We start from the raw sequence: 17,003 nt of genomic DNA, 5'->3' as shown, positions 1-17,003 counted from the left end.
GGCTCAGGCGAAACCGCGCACCGGGAAGCCGGCGTCGCGCTGGATCCAGTTGCGCGGCGAGTAGGCTGCACGTGCATCGGTGGCGTGCAGCGTGAACGCATGGCGCGAGACCGTTGACCTGTTCGGCGCGCTGTAGTGGGGCAGCAGGCCGTGAAAACAGACCAGGGTGCCGGCCGTGGCTTCGAGCGGTACTGCCGTACTGTCGTCGGGCCAGGGCGTGCTGTCCAGCTTTTCCATGCTGATGGTGTCGCCGTCGCGCAGGAAGCGTTCACGCAAGGGGCCGCGGTGGCCGCCCGGCTCGGCCCACAGGCAGCCATTGTCCCTGGTCGCGTCTTCCAGCGCGAACCAGAAGGTGGTGACGGTGATCGGGTCGCTGTCGAAGAAGGTGGCGTCCTGGTGCCAGCGTACTTCGCCGCCGATGCCGGGCTGCTTGAAGATGTACATCGATTGCCAGACCTGCGGCTCCTCCAGGCCGAGATCGCGCGCCACTGCAGCCAGTTTCGGATCACGCGTGAACGCCTCGAATACGGGATCGAGGTCGTGCATCGCATGCCCGATCTTGTTGATCGACAGGGCCTTGGGCTGGCGCAGCTGGCCGTCCGGGCCGAAGGCTTCTTCCTCGAAGAAGCAGCGCACCGTGTTGTCCGAGCCGAGGAACCAGGCGTCGCTGGCACGTTCCTGGTCCTTGGTGGTAAAGATGGCGCGTGATTCGTTCGGGTCGAAAGCCTCGATGATTTCCGCGGCGCGCCGGCGCAGGGCGGCGACCTGGTCGAGGCTTTTGAAACCGGGGATGACGAGGAAGCCGTCGCGCGCGTAATGTTCGCGCTGTTCGGTGGTCAGCATGCTGGGGAGGTCCGGGACAAAACGCCATTGTAGCGCTGCCCATCCTTCAGTCGATGAACCGGCCACCATTGCGCCACGCCCCAGGCGAATTCCGGCAGGACGAACAGCCACAGCACGGGCGCGTCGGTCGCGGCCAGGCACCAGGCCATCCACAGCGAAAACAGGAAGCGTCCGGTACCGTCGAAGCGTCCCAGGCCTTGCGTCGGCTCGAGGATGCGCAGCACCGACCAGACCAGCACGATGCTGCCCATCAGGCAGGCGAACAGCACATGGAAGGGCGTGAAGGCGGGCAGGGCGGCGCCGCCCAGTGCCGTATTCAGCGCCGAGATCTGGCCGTGGGCGAAGGCGAAGGTCCAGGGCGTGGCGAAGGAGGCGGTCAGGAACAGGTCGTAGATCGCGCTGGCTTTCACGATGCGGCGGTTGGCAGAGGAAGAAATGGGCATGGCGGGGCTCCGTGGATGATGAAGTCCACATCCTCAAGCCTGGAGTACACTCCAGGGTCAAGCGATTTCCGGGAACGTGCCATGCAAATTGGAGAACTGGCGGCCGCCACAGGGCTGAGCCGCGACGCGCTGCGCTTCTACGAGGCGCGCGGCCTGTTGACGGCGCGCCGGCGCGAGAACGGCTACCGTGACTATCCGGTCGAGGCGGTCGAGTGGCTGTGTTACCTGCGCACCGCCCAGTCGCTCGGCTTCACGCTGGCCGAAATCGAGGCCGGCATGCCGCTGCTGCTCGACCCTGCGACCTCGGCTGCCGAGCTGCGCGCCGCGCTCGAGCGCAAGCTGGCGGACATCGATACGCGCATCGCCGGACTGGCCGAACTGCGGGCAGGGCTGGCGCAGCGCCTGGCCGAACCGCTGGACGCCTGTCCGCTGCGCAAGCCCGCAGGCCCCAGCGAGCCCGCCCGAAGGAAAGCTCGAACGATCAGGAAACGCGCAATGTGATGCAAGCGCGCCGAGAAATCAGGCGCCGCAGGTCCAGTGCCCGTCCGCGTACACGCGCTCATCGCCCAGGTAGACGGCGTCGGTCACCGCGAACACGTCGATGTGGTAGCGCGCATCCTTGCGCTTGAAGCCGGGCTTCGGATACACGCCGTGCTTGGCGCCGAGCGACAGGTGGATGCCGCACATGCGCTCGTAGGTACCGATGTCGTCCACGCGCCGCTCGCGTGTAAAAGCGCGGTTCAGGCCGAAGCCCAGTTCGCGCACCCAGACTTCGCCTTCGTCGGCGCTGATCCTGTCCAGCACTTCCTGGAAGGCCGGGGTCGCGTTCTCGGTGCCGACCACGCGTCCGCGCTCGACGACCAGGGTCACCGGCAGGTCCGGGTGGTTGGAGCGGTAGCTGGTGTCGCCGAACACGTGCACCTGCACCCGGCCGTGCACCGCTTCCAGGTCGAGCGCTTCGGTAAACACTTCGCCGATCGGGAACTGGCCGCCGACGTTGTGCATGTCGCTGTAGTCGCCCACGTTCAACTTGGCCGGCTCGAAAGGCGAACTGAAATACAGGGTCTCGCCACCGCCCACCACGCGCGCATGCGGCGCCGCGTCGATGCGGGCCTTGAGCGCGCGTCCGGTGCCGCGGAAGTAAGCGGGATCGTAGGCCAGCGCTTCGATGTAGTGCTCGGACTGCGCACCGGGCATGCGTGACAGGTGCACGTGCTCGATCACCTTCAATCCCAGCTTGAACAGCTCGACCCGGATGCGAAAGCCATCGAGGCGGAAGTTGGTGGACTGCACCAGCACCACCAGGTCGCGCGGCGCCATGCCGCGAAAGGCGGCCAGCACCGCCTCGGGCGTGGAGGCGTCGAAGTCGAGGAAGCGCGCCTGCGGCAGCTTGCGGCGGTAGCCTGCCAGCAGCGCGCGCGCCAGGGCGGTGCGTTCGTCGTAGACCACCAGTGCCTCCTGCGCCGGACCGTGCTCGAGCGCGATCGCCAGGATGTCGCCCAGGTGGCTGGCGGCGGCATCGACGGCGTGGGCGGGAAGCTCGGCCTGGGCCGGCAGGACGGTGGGGGCGGGCGTGTCGGGCATATGCATGTTCGGCGGAATTGGGCGGAAATCGGCGCCATTATACGTACGTTGGCCAGAAGTTCCCGGGCCAGGGCCGATTTCGGCTCTGCTATTGAGCCTGGCGGGGTCAGGACGCGCTACCTTGTGTACGGCGCGCCGCGCGGCAGTGGCCGGCGCTATGATTTGAGCAACAACAATAGCCATCCAGGCTGCATTCACATCACACTCCGACGAACGGGGCACGGTGCAAGGCGACGCATGACATATCGATGGGAAACCCCTGCCAGTGTCTGGCAGGAAGACGAGCGCAGCGGGGAGTTCGCGCTGCTGGCCAGCGAAGGCCTGGGCCTGGTCGACTGGCAGGCCGGGGCCCGTGGCCGCCTGCCCGACGTGGCGCGCCTGCTCGGCGCCTCGCTGCCCAGCGCCTGTGGCTGCGCGCCCATCTATCCGGAAGGCTTCGCGTTCTGCCCGAACTGTGGCAAGCCGCTGCGGCGCCTGCCGGGCACGCCCGCGCGCCAGCCGGGCTGGTGGGGGCCGGGCGGGGAATCGCTGTTGCCGCGCCACGTCCCGCACGGCCTGCCGGTGACCTCGCTGCCGCTCGGCGACAGCCTGGAAGAACGCCCGGCCGCGCCGCATCCCGGCCGCCCCGACCTGGCCATGCCGGCGCCGCCGAATGCGCTGTGCGTGTTCGCCGCCGCCCATTACGGCTTTCCCGAACAGCGCCTGCTGGCGCTGGCCCATACCCGCGGCGTGCTGCAGTACTGGGACCCGGCGGCCGCCCTGTGGCACGTGCTGGCGCCCGACGAAGGCGCGGCCAGCCTGGCCTTCACCGCATCCTGCTATGCCTGGCTGCCGGTGGCGGAGCCGCGCCGCGGCGAGGTCGCGATCGTGCCAACCAGCGCCGGCCTGCAGCGCCTCTGGATCAATCCGGTGAGCGAAAGCTACCGCACCGAGACGGTGCTGGACGCGCCGCTGGTGGCCGCGCCCGGCACCATGCGCCGCCATCTCGCCTGCCTGGCGCTGTTCGAGGGCAGGGTGCGCCTGTGGAGCGCGCGTCCGGATACCGGGGCGGTCGAGGAATTCGCCTGTCCCGACGTGCCGGGGGAAGGCTGGTCGCGCCCGATCGGCTACGACGGCCGCCTGTTCTGGCTGCACGAAGGCGGCGAGCTGGCCTGGCGCCCGGGCGCGGCGCCGCTGTTCACGCCCTGGCCGCCCGGCTGGCAGCCGCGCCTGGACTTCGGCGGCCCGACCCAGAGCCGGGATGGGCGCTTGTGGCACATCGGGCACGACGGCCAGGGCTATTCCTTCCTCGAACTGGGCAGCAAGGCGCCGCAGCGCATGCCGATCGACGGCGCGCGCCTGGGCTTCGCGAATTTCCTGTTCCGGCGCGGCCATCCGGTGCTGGACGAGCCCTGGTCCGGCGAGCACGTGGAAGACCAGAACCAGGACGATACGCTGGTGCTGCCGCTGCTGCGCGCCTTCAACAACAACCGCAGCCAGCCGAGCGGCCTGGTGCTCCGGCTGCACAAGTACACCGGCCGCGCCGAGGAGGCGCTGGAAGCGCGCGGCCAGGGCCGCGTCATCGCGCGCGCCACGGTCGAATGGATCGGCCGCCGCAACGTGATCCTCGACGAGGTGATCCGCCTCTCGCATCCCCTGGCTTGCCAGCCCTTCGTGTATGACGGCTGCCTGTGGCTGCACCATCCGGACTGGAACCTGATGCGCGGCTGGCGCCTGGAAGAAGCGCAATGAAGGGCGCAATGAAAGGCGCAATGATGCCGATCCTGCGCCCCGTCCTGGTCCGCGTTCTTGCCAGCCTGGCGCTGCTGTGCGCGGCCGCCGGCGCGCACGCCACGCCGCACGTGATCCTGGTGCAGAACTCGGGCTGGATGGAACCCTTCTACAGCGATCCGCAGTCGCCGTTCAAGCCGCTGGTGGGGGCGCTGGCGGGCGCCGTGGTGCAGCCGGGCGAGGCCCTGGTACTGGCCTCCTTCAACCAGTCGCTGCCCGGCGCGCCCTCGCCCAAGGCACTGCTCTCGCTCAAGGCCGAGGGCGACACGGTGCGGCGCCGCGTGAACGCGGCCCTGGCTGGGCTCGACACGGCGCGCAAGCCGAACAGCACGGCGCTGACCGATACCGACCTGGGCGAAGCGGTGCAGGCGGCGATGAAGGTCGCGCTGGCCGGCAAGCCGGGCATCGTCTGGCTCGTTACCAACAACCGCAACAGCCCGAACAACGACCAGGCCACCGCGGCGCGCAACCGCGAGTTCTATGCACTGATCCATCGCGGCGCCGCGATCGACCGGGTGGTCGCCTTCCCGCTGCGCATGCCGGTGCAGGGCCGGCACTACCGGGCCAACGGCCTGATGGTGTATGCCTTCGCGGTCGGCCCCGAAGGCGGCCGGGCGCTCGACGCCCTGCTGGCCTCGGGCCGCATCGCGCGCGTGATCACCGAGCGCCCGGCGCGCCTGAAGCCGCTCGACCGCGACACCGTGCGCCTGGTGCCGGTGCAGGTGGAAGCCGCGCCCGGCGTGGCCTTCTCCCAGGCGCCGGGCGGCGCGCTGCGCGCCGACGTCGATCCGGATGCGCGCACCCCGCGCGCCAGCGTGCGCTGGAACCTGGAAAACACGATCTACCCCTACACCATCGCCTCGGCCACGCTGGGGGCGCGCTCGGTGCTGGCGGGCGAGGCGCGCGCCATCGCCCTGGCCAGCAGCCGCGTGAACGGCCTGGCGCCAGGCCAGCCGCTGCCGCTGGGCTCGACGATGCAGTTGCCGGTGGCGCAGCTGCCCGACAAATGGTCGCTGGCGGCGCTCAAGTCGGCCGGCTCGGCCTATGTTCTGCCGGGCCGCATCGAGCTCCACCTGGCGCAGCAGCGGCTGGTGCTGTCGCAGGCCTTCCGCGAACGCATGGCGGCCCTGTTCCCGGGCGATCCCCTGCCCGAGATTTTCACGCCGCCCGCCACGATCCAGGCCTCGAACGCAGTGCTGCCGCTGGAAGTACGGGTGCACTACGGCATGGGTCCGCTCGCGGCCCTGGGCGGCCTGGCGGCGGCCCTGCTGGCGGCGGCGGCCGCGGGCGCCTGGGCCTATGGCCGCCCGCGCGTGGCCCAGGTCACGGTCGAGGATGAGCTGCGCACCATGCGCGGCCGGCCCGGCACCGTGCAGCCGGTCTACGACAAGGCCGGCACCCAGGTGGCGCTGCTGAAGACGACCCTGTTCGGCCACCAGTTGCTCGACCTGCGCGAAGGCGCGCAAGTGCGGCTCGGCCGCTGACAATAAAAAAGAAAGGAAACCCCATGCAAGCAGACCAGACCGCCACCGCGCCCGCACCCGCCGATCCCGGCTTCAAGCTGCCCGAGGAATCGGCCTCGCCCCAGGAGCCGCTGCCGAAGACCCAGTCCGACACGGCCACCCGCCCGGTCGAGGTGGTGCCCGGGGCAGCCGCGCCGGTACCGGCCACCGACACCTCGAGCCGCGACCTGGCGATCGGCGCCGCGGTGTTCGTGGTGCTGCTGGTGGTGTATTTCTTCGTGCGTAACGCCTATGTGCACCACCTGGTGGTGCGGCGCGTGGCGCCCTCGTCGGCGGGCAGCGCCGGCTGGCTGCTGTTCCTGGGCCTGGCTTTTCTGTCGGCCGCCGCGGTGCTGGCAATCATCAACGCCAGCAAGTTCCTCACCTTCGCCGTGACCGGACCGCTGGTGGCGGTGGGCCTGGTGGCACTCGGCGCGGCCCTGTTCGTCGGCCGCCGCTGACGCTGACAACGAGAACACAAAAGAGAACACCATGGCAGATTTTCCCAACCCCGCAGCCGTCAACGCCAAGTCCGAACTGAAGGTCGACCTGCGCCCGACCCTGTTCATCGGCGCCGGCGGCACCGGCATGGAAGTGATGATGCGCATCCGCCGGCGCATCCTGTCGGCGGTCTGGAACCGCCACCAGCCGACCCGCGTGGAATCGATCGGCGACTTCCCGGTGGCGCGCTTCCTGCACTTCGACCTCGATAACAATGCCGTGATCGACGAGGGTAAGTCGCAGCGCACCGACCCCTGGTTCGAACTGGTCAAGCTGAGCGACGTGGAGCGCTTGGTCGAACCGCTCGACCTGCCGCAATACCACGAGTCCGACGACAGCCTGGCGCGCTTTCCGCTGATCGAAAGCTGGATGCCGCTGCGGCCGAAGAAGCTGCGCTCGCTCGGCATCGACCCGTCGAAGGGGGCGGGGCAGATCCGCGCGCTGGCCCGGCTCTACCTGTACGACAAGTACCCCAAGCTGCGCGGGCGCATCAAGGGTGCGCTCAACGGCCTGGCCAGCAATGCCGGGATCGAGCGCAAGGAAAACTACCAGCGCCTGGGCCTGCAGGTCGATACCTCGAAGTTCCGCATCGTCGTGATCGCCTCCTGCGCCGGCGGCACCGGTGCCGGCAGCGTGCTGGACCTGGGCTGGCTGTCCAAGGCCATCGCGCGCCAGGAAGTCTCGGACAGCCAGGTCGACCTGGTGCTCCTGATGCCGGGCGGCTTTGCCAAGGCCAACAAGGAGCGTACCGAGGCCAACGCCTACGCCACCCTGATGGAGCTGGAAACGGCGATGCGCGACATGAACGCGCAAGTGCACTGGATGGACCCGGACAGCATCCAGGGCCGTGGCGCGCCCTACGACGACGTGTACTTCGTCGACACCGCCAACCTCGCCAACAAGGCCACGGCCGACATCAAGGACGTGTATCAGATGGTGGCCGATACCCTGTTCGAGGATTTCGCCTCGGCCGATTTCGCCAACCGCAAGCGCTCGGTGGCGGTCAACCAGCAGCAGCACAAGCTCGGGCCCTACAATCCGCGGGTGCCGGAGCAGCGCTTCGGCGACATGCGCCTGTCCTATTCCAAGGCCTATTCCGCCTTCGGCCAGGCGGTGCTCGATACCCAGCAGAGCCTGCGCGACGACATCCGTGCCTACGAGCTGGCCGGATTAATGGTCAAGGCCTTCTTTGGCCTCGTCAGTAGCGACGGGCGGGGGGAGGGCGGCCTGGCACGCCGCGCCGCCGACGCCGAGCGCGACAGCTTCATGCGCGAGCAGATGGAAATGGCCGAGCGCCCCTTCGACGCCTTCCCGGACTTCCGCAAGGGCACCGTCGACGTGACCCCGTTCACCGAGTATGCGCTGACCAACACGCTGCTGTTGGACAAGGACGGCCGCTCGCTGCTCGAGCGCGTCGAGAGCAAGGTGCAGCTCGAGGTCGACCGCATCATGGCCTCCTACGACATCAAGCTGTGGCGCGAAAAAGTGGCCGAGCTGCTGCCGCAGCTGGAGCGCGACGCGATCCGCGAGGCCGGCGCCACCGCCGAGACCAGCGAGGACCGCATCAAGCGCATGACGGGTGAACAGCAAGTGCGCCTGAAGACCCGTGTCCGGGAGCGCCTGTACGCGCTATTGGACGACCGCAAGCAGGGCGGCCTGGAATTCGTGCTGTCGCTGCTGGAACAGGTCAAGGCGCGCCTGTCGCAGCGCGACCTCGGCAATGCCGAGCGCAACAGCCGCCGCTACCGCGACATCCGCGACGCGCTGCGCACGCGCCAGGTCGAGGAATCGCTGAACAACCTGTCGCAGGCCGCCGGCCGCCTGTTCGGCAAGGAGCCGCAGGCGCGCGAAGTCATGCACCACCTCAAGCGCGATATCGCCGACTACCTGCGCTTCCACCTGCTGGCGGTGGCGGCCGGCCAGTCGATCGAGGTAATGCGCAACATGTCGTCCTGGCTGGGCGAGCCCCAGTCCACCGACGAATACGGCAATGCCCAGTGGAGCGGCATCGCCGGCGAATTCCAGGAAGGACGGCGGATGGTGGCGGCCATGCTGGCCGCCGCCGACCAGCGCATCAGCCAGCTGCGCGCGGACGCGCGCCAGGAGCATGCCACCTACATCAAGCTGGCCGGCGACACGCTGCCGCCGCCCGTGCGCCTGACCGGCGACGTCGGCGCCTGGAGCGAGGAAGTGCTGCTGGAATTCGGCGGTTCGGCGCGCCTGTTCCCGCAGCTGGGCGACGAGCGCCTGCGCGCCGACCTGCTGCTGAAACTGTTCCGGCGCGCCCAGCTGCAGCTGTCCAGCCAGGAGTTGGAGCAGCCGGAGCCAGTCGATCCGCTGCTCGAACGCTTGTCAAGCATGACGCCCCAGGAGCGCCAGCGCGTGTTCGCCGAATGGATCCGCAGTGCCATGCCCTGGGTGAATGCGCGCTTCTCGGCCGAGTTCACGCCGAACGCCGACCAGTTCAAGTGCTTCATCGGCGTCGGCGACGTCGGCGCCTGGCGCCGGATGGAGCTGGAACTGCGGGCCGCGGTGCCGACCGGGTACTTCCATGGCGACCTGGTCTCCATCGTCAACACCGGCATCCCGGGCAAGGCGGTGTGCTACATCGAGCTGTCGGGCTTCCCGATGACGGTGCTGCGCGGCCTGCCGACCTGGCGCGCCTCGTACCAGATCGAGAACCCGAAGATCCCGACCCACCTGCACTTCGACGCCACGCGCTTCCGCCACCCGCTGTCGCCCTCGATGGACGAGCTGAACCGGCTGGCCGACGACTACGAGTGGTACCTAGAGGCGATCGCGCTGGGCGTCATCCGCCGCAAGCCCGACCTGGGCGACCGCGAGGCCAGCTTCCAGCCGCGCGGCCAGTACCTGTTCGAGGTCGAGCCGGGTTCGGGCGAATGGCTCCAGATCGGCAACGAATACGCGATCCGCTCGAACGGCCTGCCGCCGTACTACCGCGACGGCGTAATCCAGGCCGTGCGCCACCGCCTGGCCAATGCGGGCCCGCACCAGCTGCTGCTGCTGGCGGCCCTGATGCGCCACTACCAGCTGCGCGTGTACGAGCCGCGCCTGGAAGTGGACGAGACCGGGGCCCAGCTGCCGTCGCCTTCGCTGCCGAACATCACCGCGCGGCGCCTGTACGACGCCTGGATCCGGCGCGCCGCCGCGCTCGACCCGGGCCTGTCGCCGGCCCAGATCGAGACCGCGCTGGCCGGCATCGCCACCTGGACCGAGACGGTGCCGGATTCCGCCAGCGACGCCTACAGCTGGGAAGTCGAGCGGCCGGTGGACAAGCGCGTGATCCTGCCCGAGTACCTGGCCAGCGACGAGCAGGCGGCGGTGCTGCTGCAGCGGCGCGCGGCGCCCACGCAGCGGCTTGACGCGCCGGTGGACCTGGCGAAGGTTCCGGCGCGCTACAAGCTGTTCGTGCAGGGTGCCCAGCGTGGTCCGTTCACGCTCGAGGACATCGCGCGCCAGGCCGCGCGCGGCGAGATCGACGCTGCCACGCGCGCCTGGAACATGGCCTGGAACCCGCGGCTGGACAAGTGGAGCACGGTCGGCGCGCTGCCGGAACTGGCCGCGCTGCTCGATGACCCGGTGCCCGACCCCGAGGATACCGGTGACGGCGTTCCCGATCCGGAATGAAGGACGGCATGGCGCACCAGGACACGGTCTACCGCTGCATCGCCCCGCACTGCGGGCGTCTGATGCCGAGACGGGTGAACTTCTGCCCGTGGTGCGGCACGGCCCAGCAGGCCGCGCTGCCTGTCGCGGACGCGCCGGTGCTGGCCAAGGCAGCGGTGCAGGCGCCGGCCCAGCCGGCCCCGGCCCCGGCGCCACCGGCGCAGGCACCCGTGCCTGCCCCTGCCGCCGTCCCGGCAGCGGCGGCCGGCGCCACGCCTTCCCCGGCACCGGCGGCGCCCACGCAGCCGCCGCCGGCGTCGCGCCATGCGCCAGGCATACCGCCGCCGCCCGGCGTCGGCCGCCACGCGCGCGCGGAGCCCACGGCCGCGCCGCCGCCGCGGCGCGCCCCGATCCGCCTGCGCTGGTGGATCCTGGCGCTCGCCGCGCTCTGGATCATCTGGCTCAGCGTGCGTCCGGAAGGCACGCGCATCGAGCGGCGCATGGACCGGGCAGTGGCGCTGGCGGTGGAATGCAAGGCGCGCGACGCCCAGGACGAGCTGATCGCGCTGCGCCGCACACGCGCCACGCCCGAGCAGCTGCGCCAGGTGCAGCAGTCGCTGAACAAGGCCGCCGCCGACTGCACCCGCGCCGAACAGCGCGCCCGGGCCTGGAGCGATACCAGCGCCGCGGTCGACAAACTGCGGCGCGCGCGTTCCTACGACAAGGCGCTGGCGCGGCTGGCGACATTCACGAAGCGCTGGGGCGAGGACACGCAGAGCCGCACGCTGCGGCAGGACATCCTCGATGCGCGCGACCACCCGCTGGCCGATCCTACGCGCGGGGAGTGAGGCGGCTGGCCTGAAACGTCAGCCGCGTTTGCGGCGGGCGGTGTATCCTTTCTGGCAAGCAGACAGGCGGGGTTCCATATGAAAACACGCACGAAGACAGGCATGTTGGGCACGCTCCTGATACTGGCGTCTCTGGCAGGCTGCAGCCGCGAGGAAGAAGCGGTCGGTCCGGCCCAGCGCGCCGGCAAGGCGCTCGACGACGCGGGCGCGAAGGTCACGCGCCAGCTGGACAATGAACTGGCCAAGGCCGACCGCGCCGCGCGCGAGGCGCGCGACAAGATCAAGGATGCCACCCAGGACGCCAAGGGCGGGCTGAAACGGGCCACCGAGGAAGTCGGCAGGAAGGTCGAGGACGCCGGCGAAAAAATCCAGGATGCGGCGGACTAGCGGCCGGCCGCGTACCGCGTTCAGGCGGCCTGCACGGCGCTCGCCTGGTTGCCCAGCACCACCGACATCTTGACCTTGCCGGCACGCCAGGCGCCTTCCAGGTTCTGCTCGATGTCTTCCATGCACACCTGGGCCGGGTCGGCGAAGCCCAGCACGCCGTAGGCACGGTTGCGGCCGTGCGACTTGGCCATGTACAGGGCCATGTCGACGATGTTGACCGCACGTTCCCATGGCAGCGCCACGCCGCCGCAGGACAGCGGGAAGGGCGCGAAGCCGATCGACACGTTGACCGCCAGCCGGTGCTCGCCATGCGCCACCGCGACCGCCGAGATGCCGCTCAGGATGCGCTGCGCCACCTCGTCCAGGCCGGAACGCGGAATGCTCGGCAGGAAGGCCAGGAATTCCTCGCCGCCCCAGCGCACGATCATGTCGGTCTCGCGCAGGATCTCGCCCAGGCTGTTGGAGATCGCGGTCAGCACGGCGTCGCCCGCGGCATGGCCAAAGGTATCGTTGATGTGCTTGAAGTGGTCGACGTCGAGCAGGAACAGCGCGCCGCACTGGTCCGGGCCGGCCTGGACCAGGGCCTGGGGCGTGGTGCGCATGTAGTCGAGGAAGTGGCGGCGGTTGTACAGCCCGGTCAGGGGATCGCGCACGCTCTGCTGCTTGAGTTCCTTGTTCTTTTCGTGCAGCTGGGCGTTGGTATGGCGCACCTTGCGGTACAGCAGGCCGACCACCACCGAGGCCAGTGCGAACACAGCCACCAGCAGCCACCAGACGCGCTGCTGCAGGCGGTTGACTTCGTTTTCGCTGCGCAGCAGCTCGATCTGGCGCTGCTTCTTCTCGGTCTCGTATTTTTCCTGCAGGTCGAGCACCGCGCGCTGGCGGCGCCGCTCGAACAGCTCGTTCGAGATCTTGCGTTCGCGGTGGTAGGCGCGCAGGGCGCCCGGCAGGTCGCCGGCGCGCTCGAGCGCCTGGCCGTACTCGACCAGCACCGCCTGCAGCTCGGGCTGGTCGCCCAGGTTCTCGTAGGCCGACATGCCGGCCTCGATGTGGCGCTTGCCGTCGACCAGGCGGCCGGTGGCCAGGTAGGCCTGGCCCAGGTTCAGGCGCCCGGTTGCTTCCAGTCCGGCGTCGTTGAGGGCGCGCGCCGCCACGATCGACTGTTCCGCGTAGGCGGCGGCGTTGGCATAGTCGCGCAGTTTCAGGTAGCAGTCCGACAGGTTCGCCAGCGTGTAGGCCACCATCGAGTCGGCCCCGATCGAGCGCTCGATCGCCAGGCTGTCCAGCAGCGCCTTCAGGCCGCGCTGGTACTGGCCGGTGGCCGCCGCCAGCGAGTATTCGGCGTGCTTGAGGGTCGACATGCGTCCGGGGGAACGGGCTTTCTCCGCCGCCGCCACCGCTTCGGCCAGGGTCTCGAAGCCCTTGTCGTATTCGCGCATCTGGCCGTACAGCTCGACCAGCGCATTGAGCGACATGACGATCTGGGTCGGATCGCCGTGCTTGCGCGCCAGCGCCGCGGCCGACTGCAGGCGCTCCAGCGCTTTCGGAAAATTGCCTTGCTCGGTGAAGGCATCGCCGGCCGCGATCGTGGCGCGCACTTTCAGCTCGACGTCGTCGGTCTGGTTGGCCAGCCGCTCGGCTTCCCAGGTCAGCTGGTGCGCATCGAGCAGTTCGGCATGGCGGTAGGCCATGTAGGCCTTGCGCAGCAGGCCCTTGGCCATCGCGCCGTTGTGGCCGTGCCTGCGTCCCAGGGCCACCAGTTCCTCGGCCACCGCCAGCGCCTCGTCCAGCTTGCCGAGGCCGTCGTAGCCACCCGACAGCTGGTTCAGGAATTCGATCCGCAGCTCGAGCGGCGCGGCGCGGCCTTCCTGCTCGATGGCGAGCAGCATCGGCATGGCGCGCTCCGGCACGAAGCGGTTGACCTCGCGAATCTGCTCCAGCCGCTGGGCCAGTGGCTGCGTGTCTGCGCCTGCGGCCGCGGAGGACGCAATGGACAGCGCCAGCGCAAGCGCAAGGCACCGCTGGCGTGACGACATGCGGGATGGAAGGCGAAGCATGAACTGGTCTCGGAACGCAGGCTGATAGACATCCGGGTTTGTATCGAAAACCATTATATGCTTGTTGCAGTAAAGAAATTAGATTTCGAATTGCTTGTCACTAAAATGATACATATGAGTCGGGCATGAGTTGGGCAAGGGATGGCCAACCCGTCCGGCGCGAGCTTCGCCCCCTGTTTTCGACTCCCTGTCGCAAATCCCTTGAGCGGCCTGCGGCCCGTTTCCTATAGTCGCTTCACCAACACACCACCATCGATACGGAGACGGGGAGAACGGCATGCTGGAACTGCGCGCGGTGACGAAACGCTATGGCAAGGACCTGAAGGCGGTGGACGGGGTGACGCTTTCCCTTGGCCGGGGCGTGGTCGGCCTGATCGGCCACAACGGCGCCGGCAAGTCGACCCTGATGGCCATGATCGCCACCCTGGCCCGGCCCAGCAGCGGCCAGATCCTGTTCGAGGGCGCCGACATCGCGCGCCGGCCGGAAGCGATCCGGGGCCGCCTCGGCTACCTGCCGCAGGACTTCGGCGTCTATCCGAACCTGAGCGCGCTCGAATTCATGCAGTACTTCGCGGCCCTCAAGGGCGTGCGCGACGGCGCCCGCATCCGCCGCCTGCTGGAACTGGTCAACCTGCACGAACAGGCGCAGCGCCCGGCCGCCTCGTTCTCGGGCGGCATGCGGCGCCGGCTCGGCATCGCCCAGGCCCTGCTGAACGACCCCGACATCCTGGTGGTCGACGAACCCACCGCCGGGCTCGACCCGGAAGAGCGCCTGCGCTTTCGCAACCTGCTGGGCGAACTGGGGCTGGGCAAGCTGGTGATCCTGTCCACCCACATCGTGTCGGACGTCGAGAGCATCGCGACCGAGCTGGCCGTCATGCGTTCCGGGCGCCTGGTGGCGCACGAGACGCCGGACGCGATCCTGGCGCGTGCGCGCGGCCAGGTATGGAGCGCCAGCGTGGCCGAGGCCGACTATGGCGCGCTGCGGGAGCGGGTGCAGGTGCTGCAGGCGCAGCGCCAGGACGGGCGCATGCTGCTGCGCATCGCGCATCCGGAACTGCCCTGCCTGGGCGCGCGCGCCGCCGAGCCGAGCCTGGAAGAAGCGCTGATGGCGCAGCGCTACGCGCTGCAGGCGGAGGCGGCATGAGCGCGGGCCAGGTGTACGTGCTGGCGGCGAACGAAGTCAGGCTGCGCCTGCGCCGCCTGTCCACCCTGGCCGCGCTGCTGGCGGTGGTGGCGGTGAGCTGGGCGATGATCACCGATACCGGCAGCGGCCGCGCCCTGATGGTGCTGGAGGATGCGCGCGTGCTGTACACCAGTTCCGCGCTGGCGATGGGCAGCGCCACCATGGCCAGCCTGCTGTTCAGCCTGGCGGGCTTCTACCTGGCGCGCGGGCGCACCGGCGAAGACCTGCGCAGCGGGATCGGCGGCGTGATCGGCGCCAGCGCGGCCGGCAACAGCCTGCTGGTGGCCAGCCGCTGGCTCGGCGCCCTCGCTTTCCTGGTGCTGCTGCTGGGCGGCTTCATGCTGACCACCTTCGTTTGCCACTTGCTGCGCGGCGACGGCCCGCTGCAGCCGCTGGTCTACCTGCAGACCTATGTGCTGATGCTGTTGCCGATGGCCATGTTCGCCGCCAGCTGCGCCGTGCTGTGCGACAGCTGGAGTCCGCTCATGGGCAAGGCCGGCGACCTGCTGTATTTCGTGCTGTGGATGGCCCAGCTCTCGATCGGCGCCGCGGTGGAGAAGGGCGGCGCCGACCCGCTGCTGGCGCTGGCCGATTTCACCGGCATGTCGGCGGCCCTGGCCAGCCTGCGCGGCCACGCGGACACCGCCGCCCTCGGCATCGGCATGATGCCCTTCCAGGCCGCATTGGCGCCGGTGGAGCTGCCGCAATGGATGTGGAGCGCAGGCGCGGCGCGCGAGCGGCTGCTGTCCGGCCTGCTGGCCCTGCTGCCGCTGCTGCCGGCGGTGCTGCTGTTCCACCGTTTTTCGCCGGACCGGGTCAAGGCCGGCAAGGCGCGCCGGCGGCGCTCGCCACTGGCCGTGCTGGACGGCTGGCTGCGCCCGCTGGCGCGCGCCGTGCAGCCCCTGCTGCGCCTGGCCGCGCGCCTGCCCGGCCTGCCCGGCCAGGTGCTGGCCGAAGCCTGCCTGGTGCTGGCCAGCGCGCCCAGCGCCATCGCCATGCTCGGTGCCTGCCTGGCCGGCGGCCTGCTGTTGCCGGCATCCGTGCTGCCGGGTGTCCTGGCGGGCGCCGTGGCCTACTGGGGCATCCTGTGCAGCGACTGCAGCACGCGCGACGCCGCCTGCGGCTGTGCGGCCCTGGGCGCCGCCGTGCCGGGCGGCGAAGGGCGCCGCTTCCTGCGCCAGTGGGGCGCTGCGCTGCTGCTGGGCACGCTGTTCGTCGCGCCGGTGCTGCTGCGCTGGAGCGTGGCCGAACCGGTGCGCGCCGGCGCCGCCCTGGCCGGCCTGGTGGCGCTGGCCGGCTGCGCCGCGCTATTCGGCCAGCTGAGCCGCACGCCGCGCCTGTTCCTCGGCCTGTTCCTGTTCGGCCTGTACGTCATGGTGAATGCCAGGGGCATGCCGATGCTCGACGTCGTCGGCTTCCATGGCGACGCCACCGCGCGTTCGGCGCTCGCCTTTCTCGCGGCCGGGCTGGCGGCGCTGGCGGCCGGGATCGGCTGGAGCCGGCGCGCCCGGGGGTGACCCCTTGCCCGCGCCGTGGCGTGCAGGGCGCGCCGGCGCAGCGGGCTATACTCTCCGGGGGCTGGGTCGATCCGAGGTGATGACGATGTGGAAAACACCGTGGTTTCGCTGGGCCGCCGTGCTCGGCTTCGCGCTGGGCGGCTTCTTCGACGGCATCCTGCTGCACCAGATCCTGCAATGGCACCATTTGCTCAGCCTGGTTCCCGGCGTCGATGACCTGCGCCTGCAGGTGCTGTGGGATGGCTGGTTCCATGCGCTGATGTACCTGGTCGCGCTGGCCGGCCTGGCCGGATTGTGGCGCCAGCACCGGGCCGGCGCCGCCAGCCGCGGCTGGCCGCTGCTCGGGGCGCTGCTGGTGGGCTTCGGCCTGTGGCACGTGGTCGATACGCTGCTCTCGCACTGGCTGCTGCAGATCCACCGGATCCGGGTCGACAGCGACGATCCGCTGCTGTGGGACCTGCTGTGGCTGGCCCTGTTCGGCATCGCGCCGCTGCTGCTCGGCTGGCGCCTGCGCCAGCGCGCTGGCGGGCCAGGCCTGCCCGGTGCGAGCGCGCTGCTGGCGCTGGCGGCCGTGAGTGCGGGCGCCGGCGCCTGGGCCCTGCTGCCGCCGGCGCAGACCGGTTTTGCCACGGTCGCTTTTGCCCCCGGCACCACGCCGCGCGCGGTGTACGCGGCGCTCGACGCGCGCCTGGTCTGGAGCGACCGTGCGCTGGGCGTGGTCGTGGTGGCGGTGGCGCC

The 17,003-nt window shown here is 70.0% G+C and carries 13 protein-coding genes and 1 pseudogene; 10 read left to right on the top strand and 4 right to left on the bottom strand.

Annotation, left to right across the window (positions count from 1 at the left end; all coding sequences use genetic code 11):
- Nucleotides 1-3 precede the first annotated feature (3 nt).
- Both LCI23_RS15130 and LCI23_RS15125 read right to left on the bottom strand, forming a co-directional pair.
- On the bottom strand, nucleotides 4-843 hold the full coding sequence (locus tag LCI23_RS15130; RefSeq protein WP_224947275.1) for a phytanoyl-CoA dioxygenase family protein: 840 nt from the start codon (nucleotides 841-843) through the stop codon (nucleotides 4-6).
- A complete protein-coding gene (locus LCI23_RS15125; RefSeq protein ID WP_224947274.1) occupies nucleotides 837-1,286 on the bottom strand; it encodes a hypothetical protein in 450 nt (149 codons plus the stop codon). The genes LCI23_RS15130 and LCI23_RS15125 overlap by 7 nt, the downstream gene beginning before the upstream one ends.
- A gap of 81 nt (nucleotides 1,287-1,367) precedes the next feature.
- Between LCI23_RS15125 and LCI23_RS15120 the strand changes: the two genes are divergently transcribed.
- Nucleotides 1,368-1,787: a MerR family transcriptional regulator gene (locus LCI23_RS15120; RefSeq protein ID WP_224947273.1), complete on the top strand. Its 420-nt coding sequence runs from the start codon at nucleotides 1,368-1,370 to the stop codon at nucleotides 1,785-1,787.
- 18 nt (nucleotides 1,788-1,805) lie between these two features.
- Here the strand turns inward: LCI23_RS15120 and LCI23_RS15115 are convergent, their stop codons facing one another.
- On the bottom strand, nucleotides 1,806-2,870 hold the full coding sequence (locus LCI23_RS15115; protein ID WP_224947272.1) for a hypothetical protein: 1,065 nt from the start codon (nucleotides 2,868-2,870) through the stop codon (nucleotides 1,806-1,808).
- 237 nt (nucleotides 2,871-3,107) lie between these two features.
- Here LCI23_RS15115 and LCI23_RS15110 point away from each other — a divergent pair, with 237 nt between their 5' ends.
- From LCI23_RS15110 to LCI23_RS15085, 6 genes are all read left to right on the top strand, one after another.
- Nucleotides 3,108-4,601, top strand: coding sequence for a hypothetical protein (locus LCI23_RS15110; protein WP_224947271.1), 1,494 nt, complete (start codon nucleotides 3,108-3,110; stop codon nucleotides 4,599-4,601).
- A gap of 20 nt (nucleotides 4,602-4,621) precedes the next feature.
- Complete coding sequence (locus LCI23_RS15105) at nucleotides 4,622-6,124, top strand: hypothetical protein (RefSeq protein WP_224947270.1); 1,503 nt, start codon at nucleotides 4,622-4,624, stop codon at nucleotides 6,122-6,124.
- 23 nt (nucleotides 6,125-6,147) lie between these two features.
- Nucleotides 6,148-6,603, top strand: a complete 456-nt coding sequence (locus LCI23_RS15100; protein ID WP_224947269.1) for a hypothetical protein — start codon at nucleotides 6,148-6,150, stop codon at nucleotides 6,601-6,603.
- A 31-nt stretch (nucleotides 6,604-6,634) separates the two neighbouring features.
- Nucleotides 6,635-10,291, top strand: coding sequence for a tubulin-like doman-containing protein (locus tag LCI23_RS15095; protein ID WP_224947268.1), 3,657 nt, complete (start codon nucleotides 6,635-6,637; stop codon nucleotides 10,289-10,291).
- Nucleotides 10,292-10,299: 8 nt separating this feature from the next.
- Nucleotides 10,300-11,118, top strand: coding sequence for a zinc ribbon domain-containing protein (locus tag LCI23_RS15090; RefSeq protein ID WP_224947267.1), 819 nt, complete (start codon nucleotides 10,300-10,302; stop codon nucleotides 11,116-11,118).
- Nucleotides 11,119-11,220: 102 nt separating this feature from the next.
- Nucleotides 11,221-11,505 carry a hypothetical protein gene (locus tag LCI23_RS15085; protein ID WP_224947266.1) on the top strand — a complete coding sequence of 95 codons (285 nt, stop codon included), beginning with the start codon at nucleotides 11,221-11,223 and terminating at the stop codon, nucleotides 11,503-11,505.
- Between the two features lie 20 nt (nucleotides 11,506-11,525).
- Here the strand turns inward: LCI23_RS15085 and LCI23_RS15080 are convergent, their stop codons facing one another.
- The gene (locus LCI23_RS15080; protein ID WP_224947265.1) at nucleotides 11,526-13,400 is read right to left on the bottom strand and encodes a diguanylate cyclase domain-containing protein; all 1,875 of its coding nucleotides are present in this window, start codon (nucleotides 13,398-13,400) and stop codon (nucleotides 11,526-11,528) included.
- A gap of 439 nt (nucleotides 13,401-13,839) precedes the next feature.
- On the opposite strand from LCI23_RS15080, the gene LCI23_RS15075 reads away from it, so the two are divergent.
- The 3 genes and pseudogenes from LCI23_RS15075 to LCI23_RS15065 form a co-directional block, all read left to right on the top strand.
- The gene (locus tag LCI23_RS15075; protein ID WP_224947264.1) at nucleotides 13,840-14,709 is read left to right on the top strand and encodes an ABC transporter ATP-binding protein; all 870 of its coding nucleotides are present in this window, start codon (nucleotides 13,840-13,842) and stop codon (nucleotides 14,707-14,709) included.
- Nucleotides 14,706-16,265 carry a hypothetical protein gene (locus LCI23_RS15070; protein WP_224947263.1) on the top strand — a complete coding sequence of 520 codons (1,560 nt, stop codon included), beginning with the start codon at nucleotides 14,706-14,708 and terminating at the stop codon, nucleotides 16,263-16,265. Before LCI23_RS15075 ends, LCI23_RS15070 begins: the two co-directional genes overlap by 4 nt.
- Nucleotides 16,168-16,773: pseudogene (locus LCI23_RS15065) on the top strand (DUF2243 domain-containing protein); the annotation flags it as partial. The gene LCI23_RS15070 and the pseudogene LCI23_RS15065, both read left to right, overlap by 98 nt.
- Nucleotides 16,774-17,003 lie beyond the last annotated feature (230 nt).

Origin of the sequence: Massilia sp. MS-15 (genome assembly GCF_020176695.1) — a bacterium.
Taxonomy (GTDB): domain Bacteria; phylum Pseudomonadota; class Gammaproteobacteria; order Burkholderiales; family Burkholderiaceae_D; genus Telluria; species Telluria hydrophila.
This window is presented reverse-complemented; position numbering and strand designations above follow the sequence as displayed.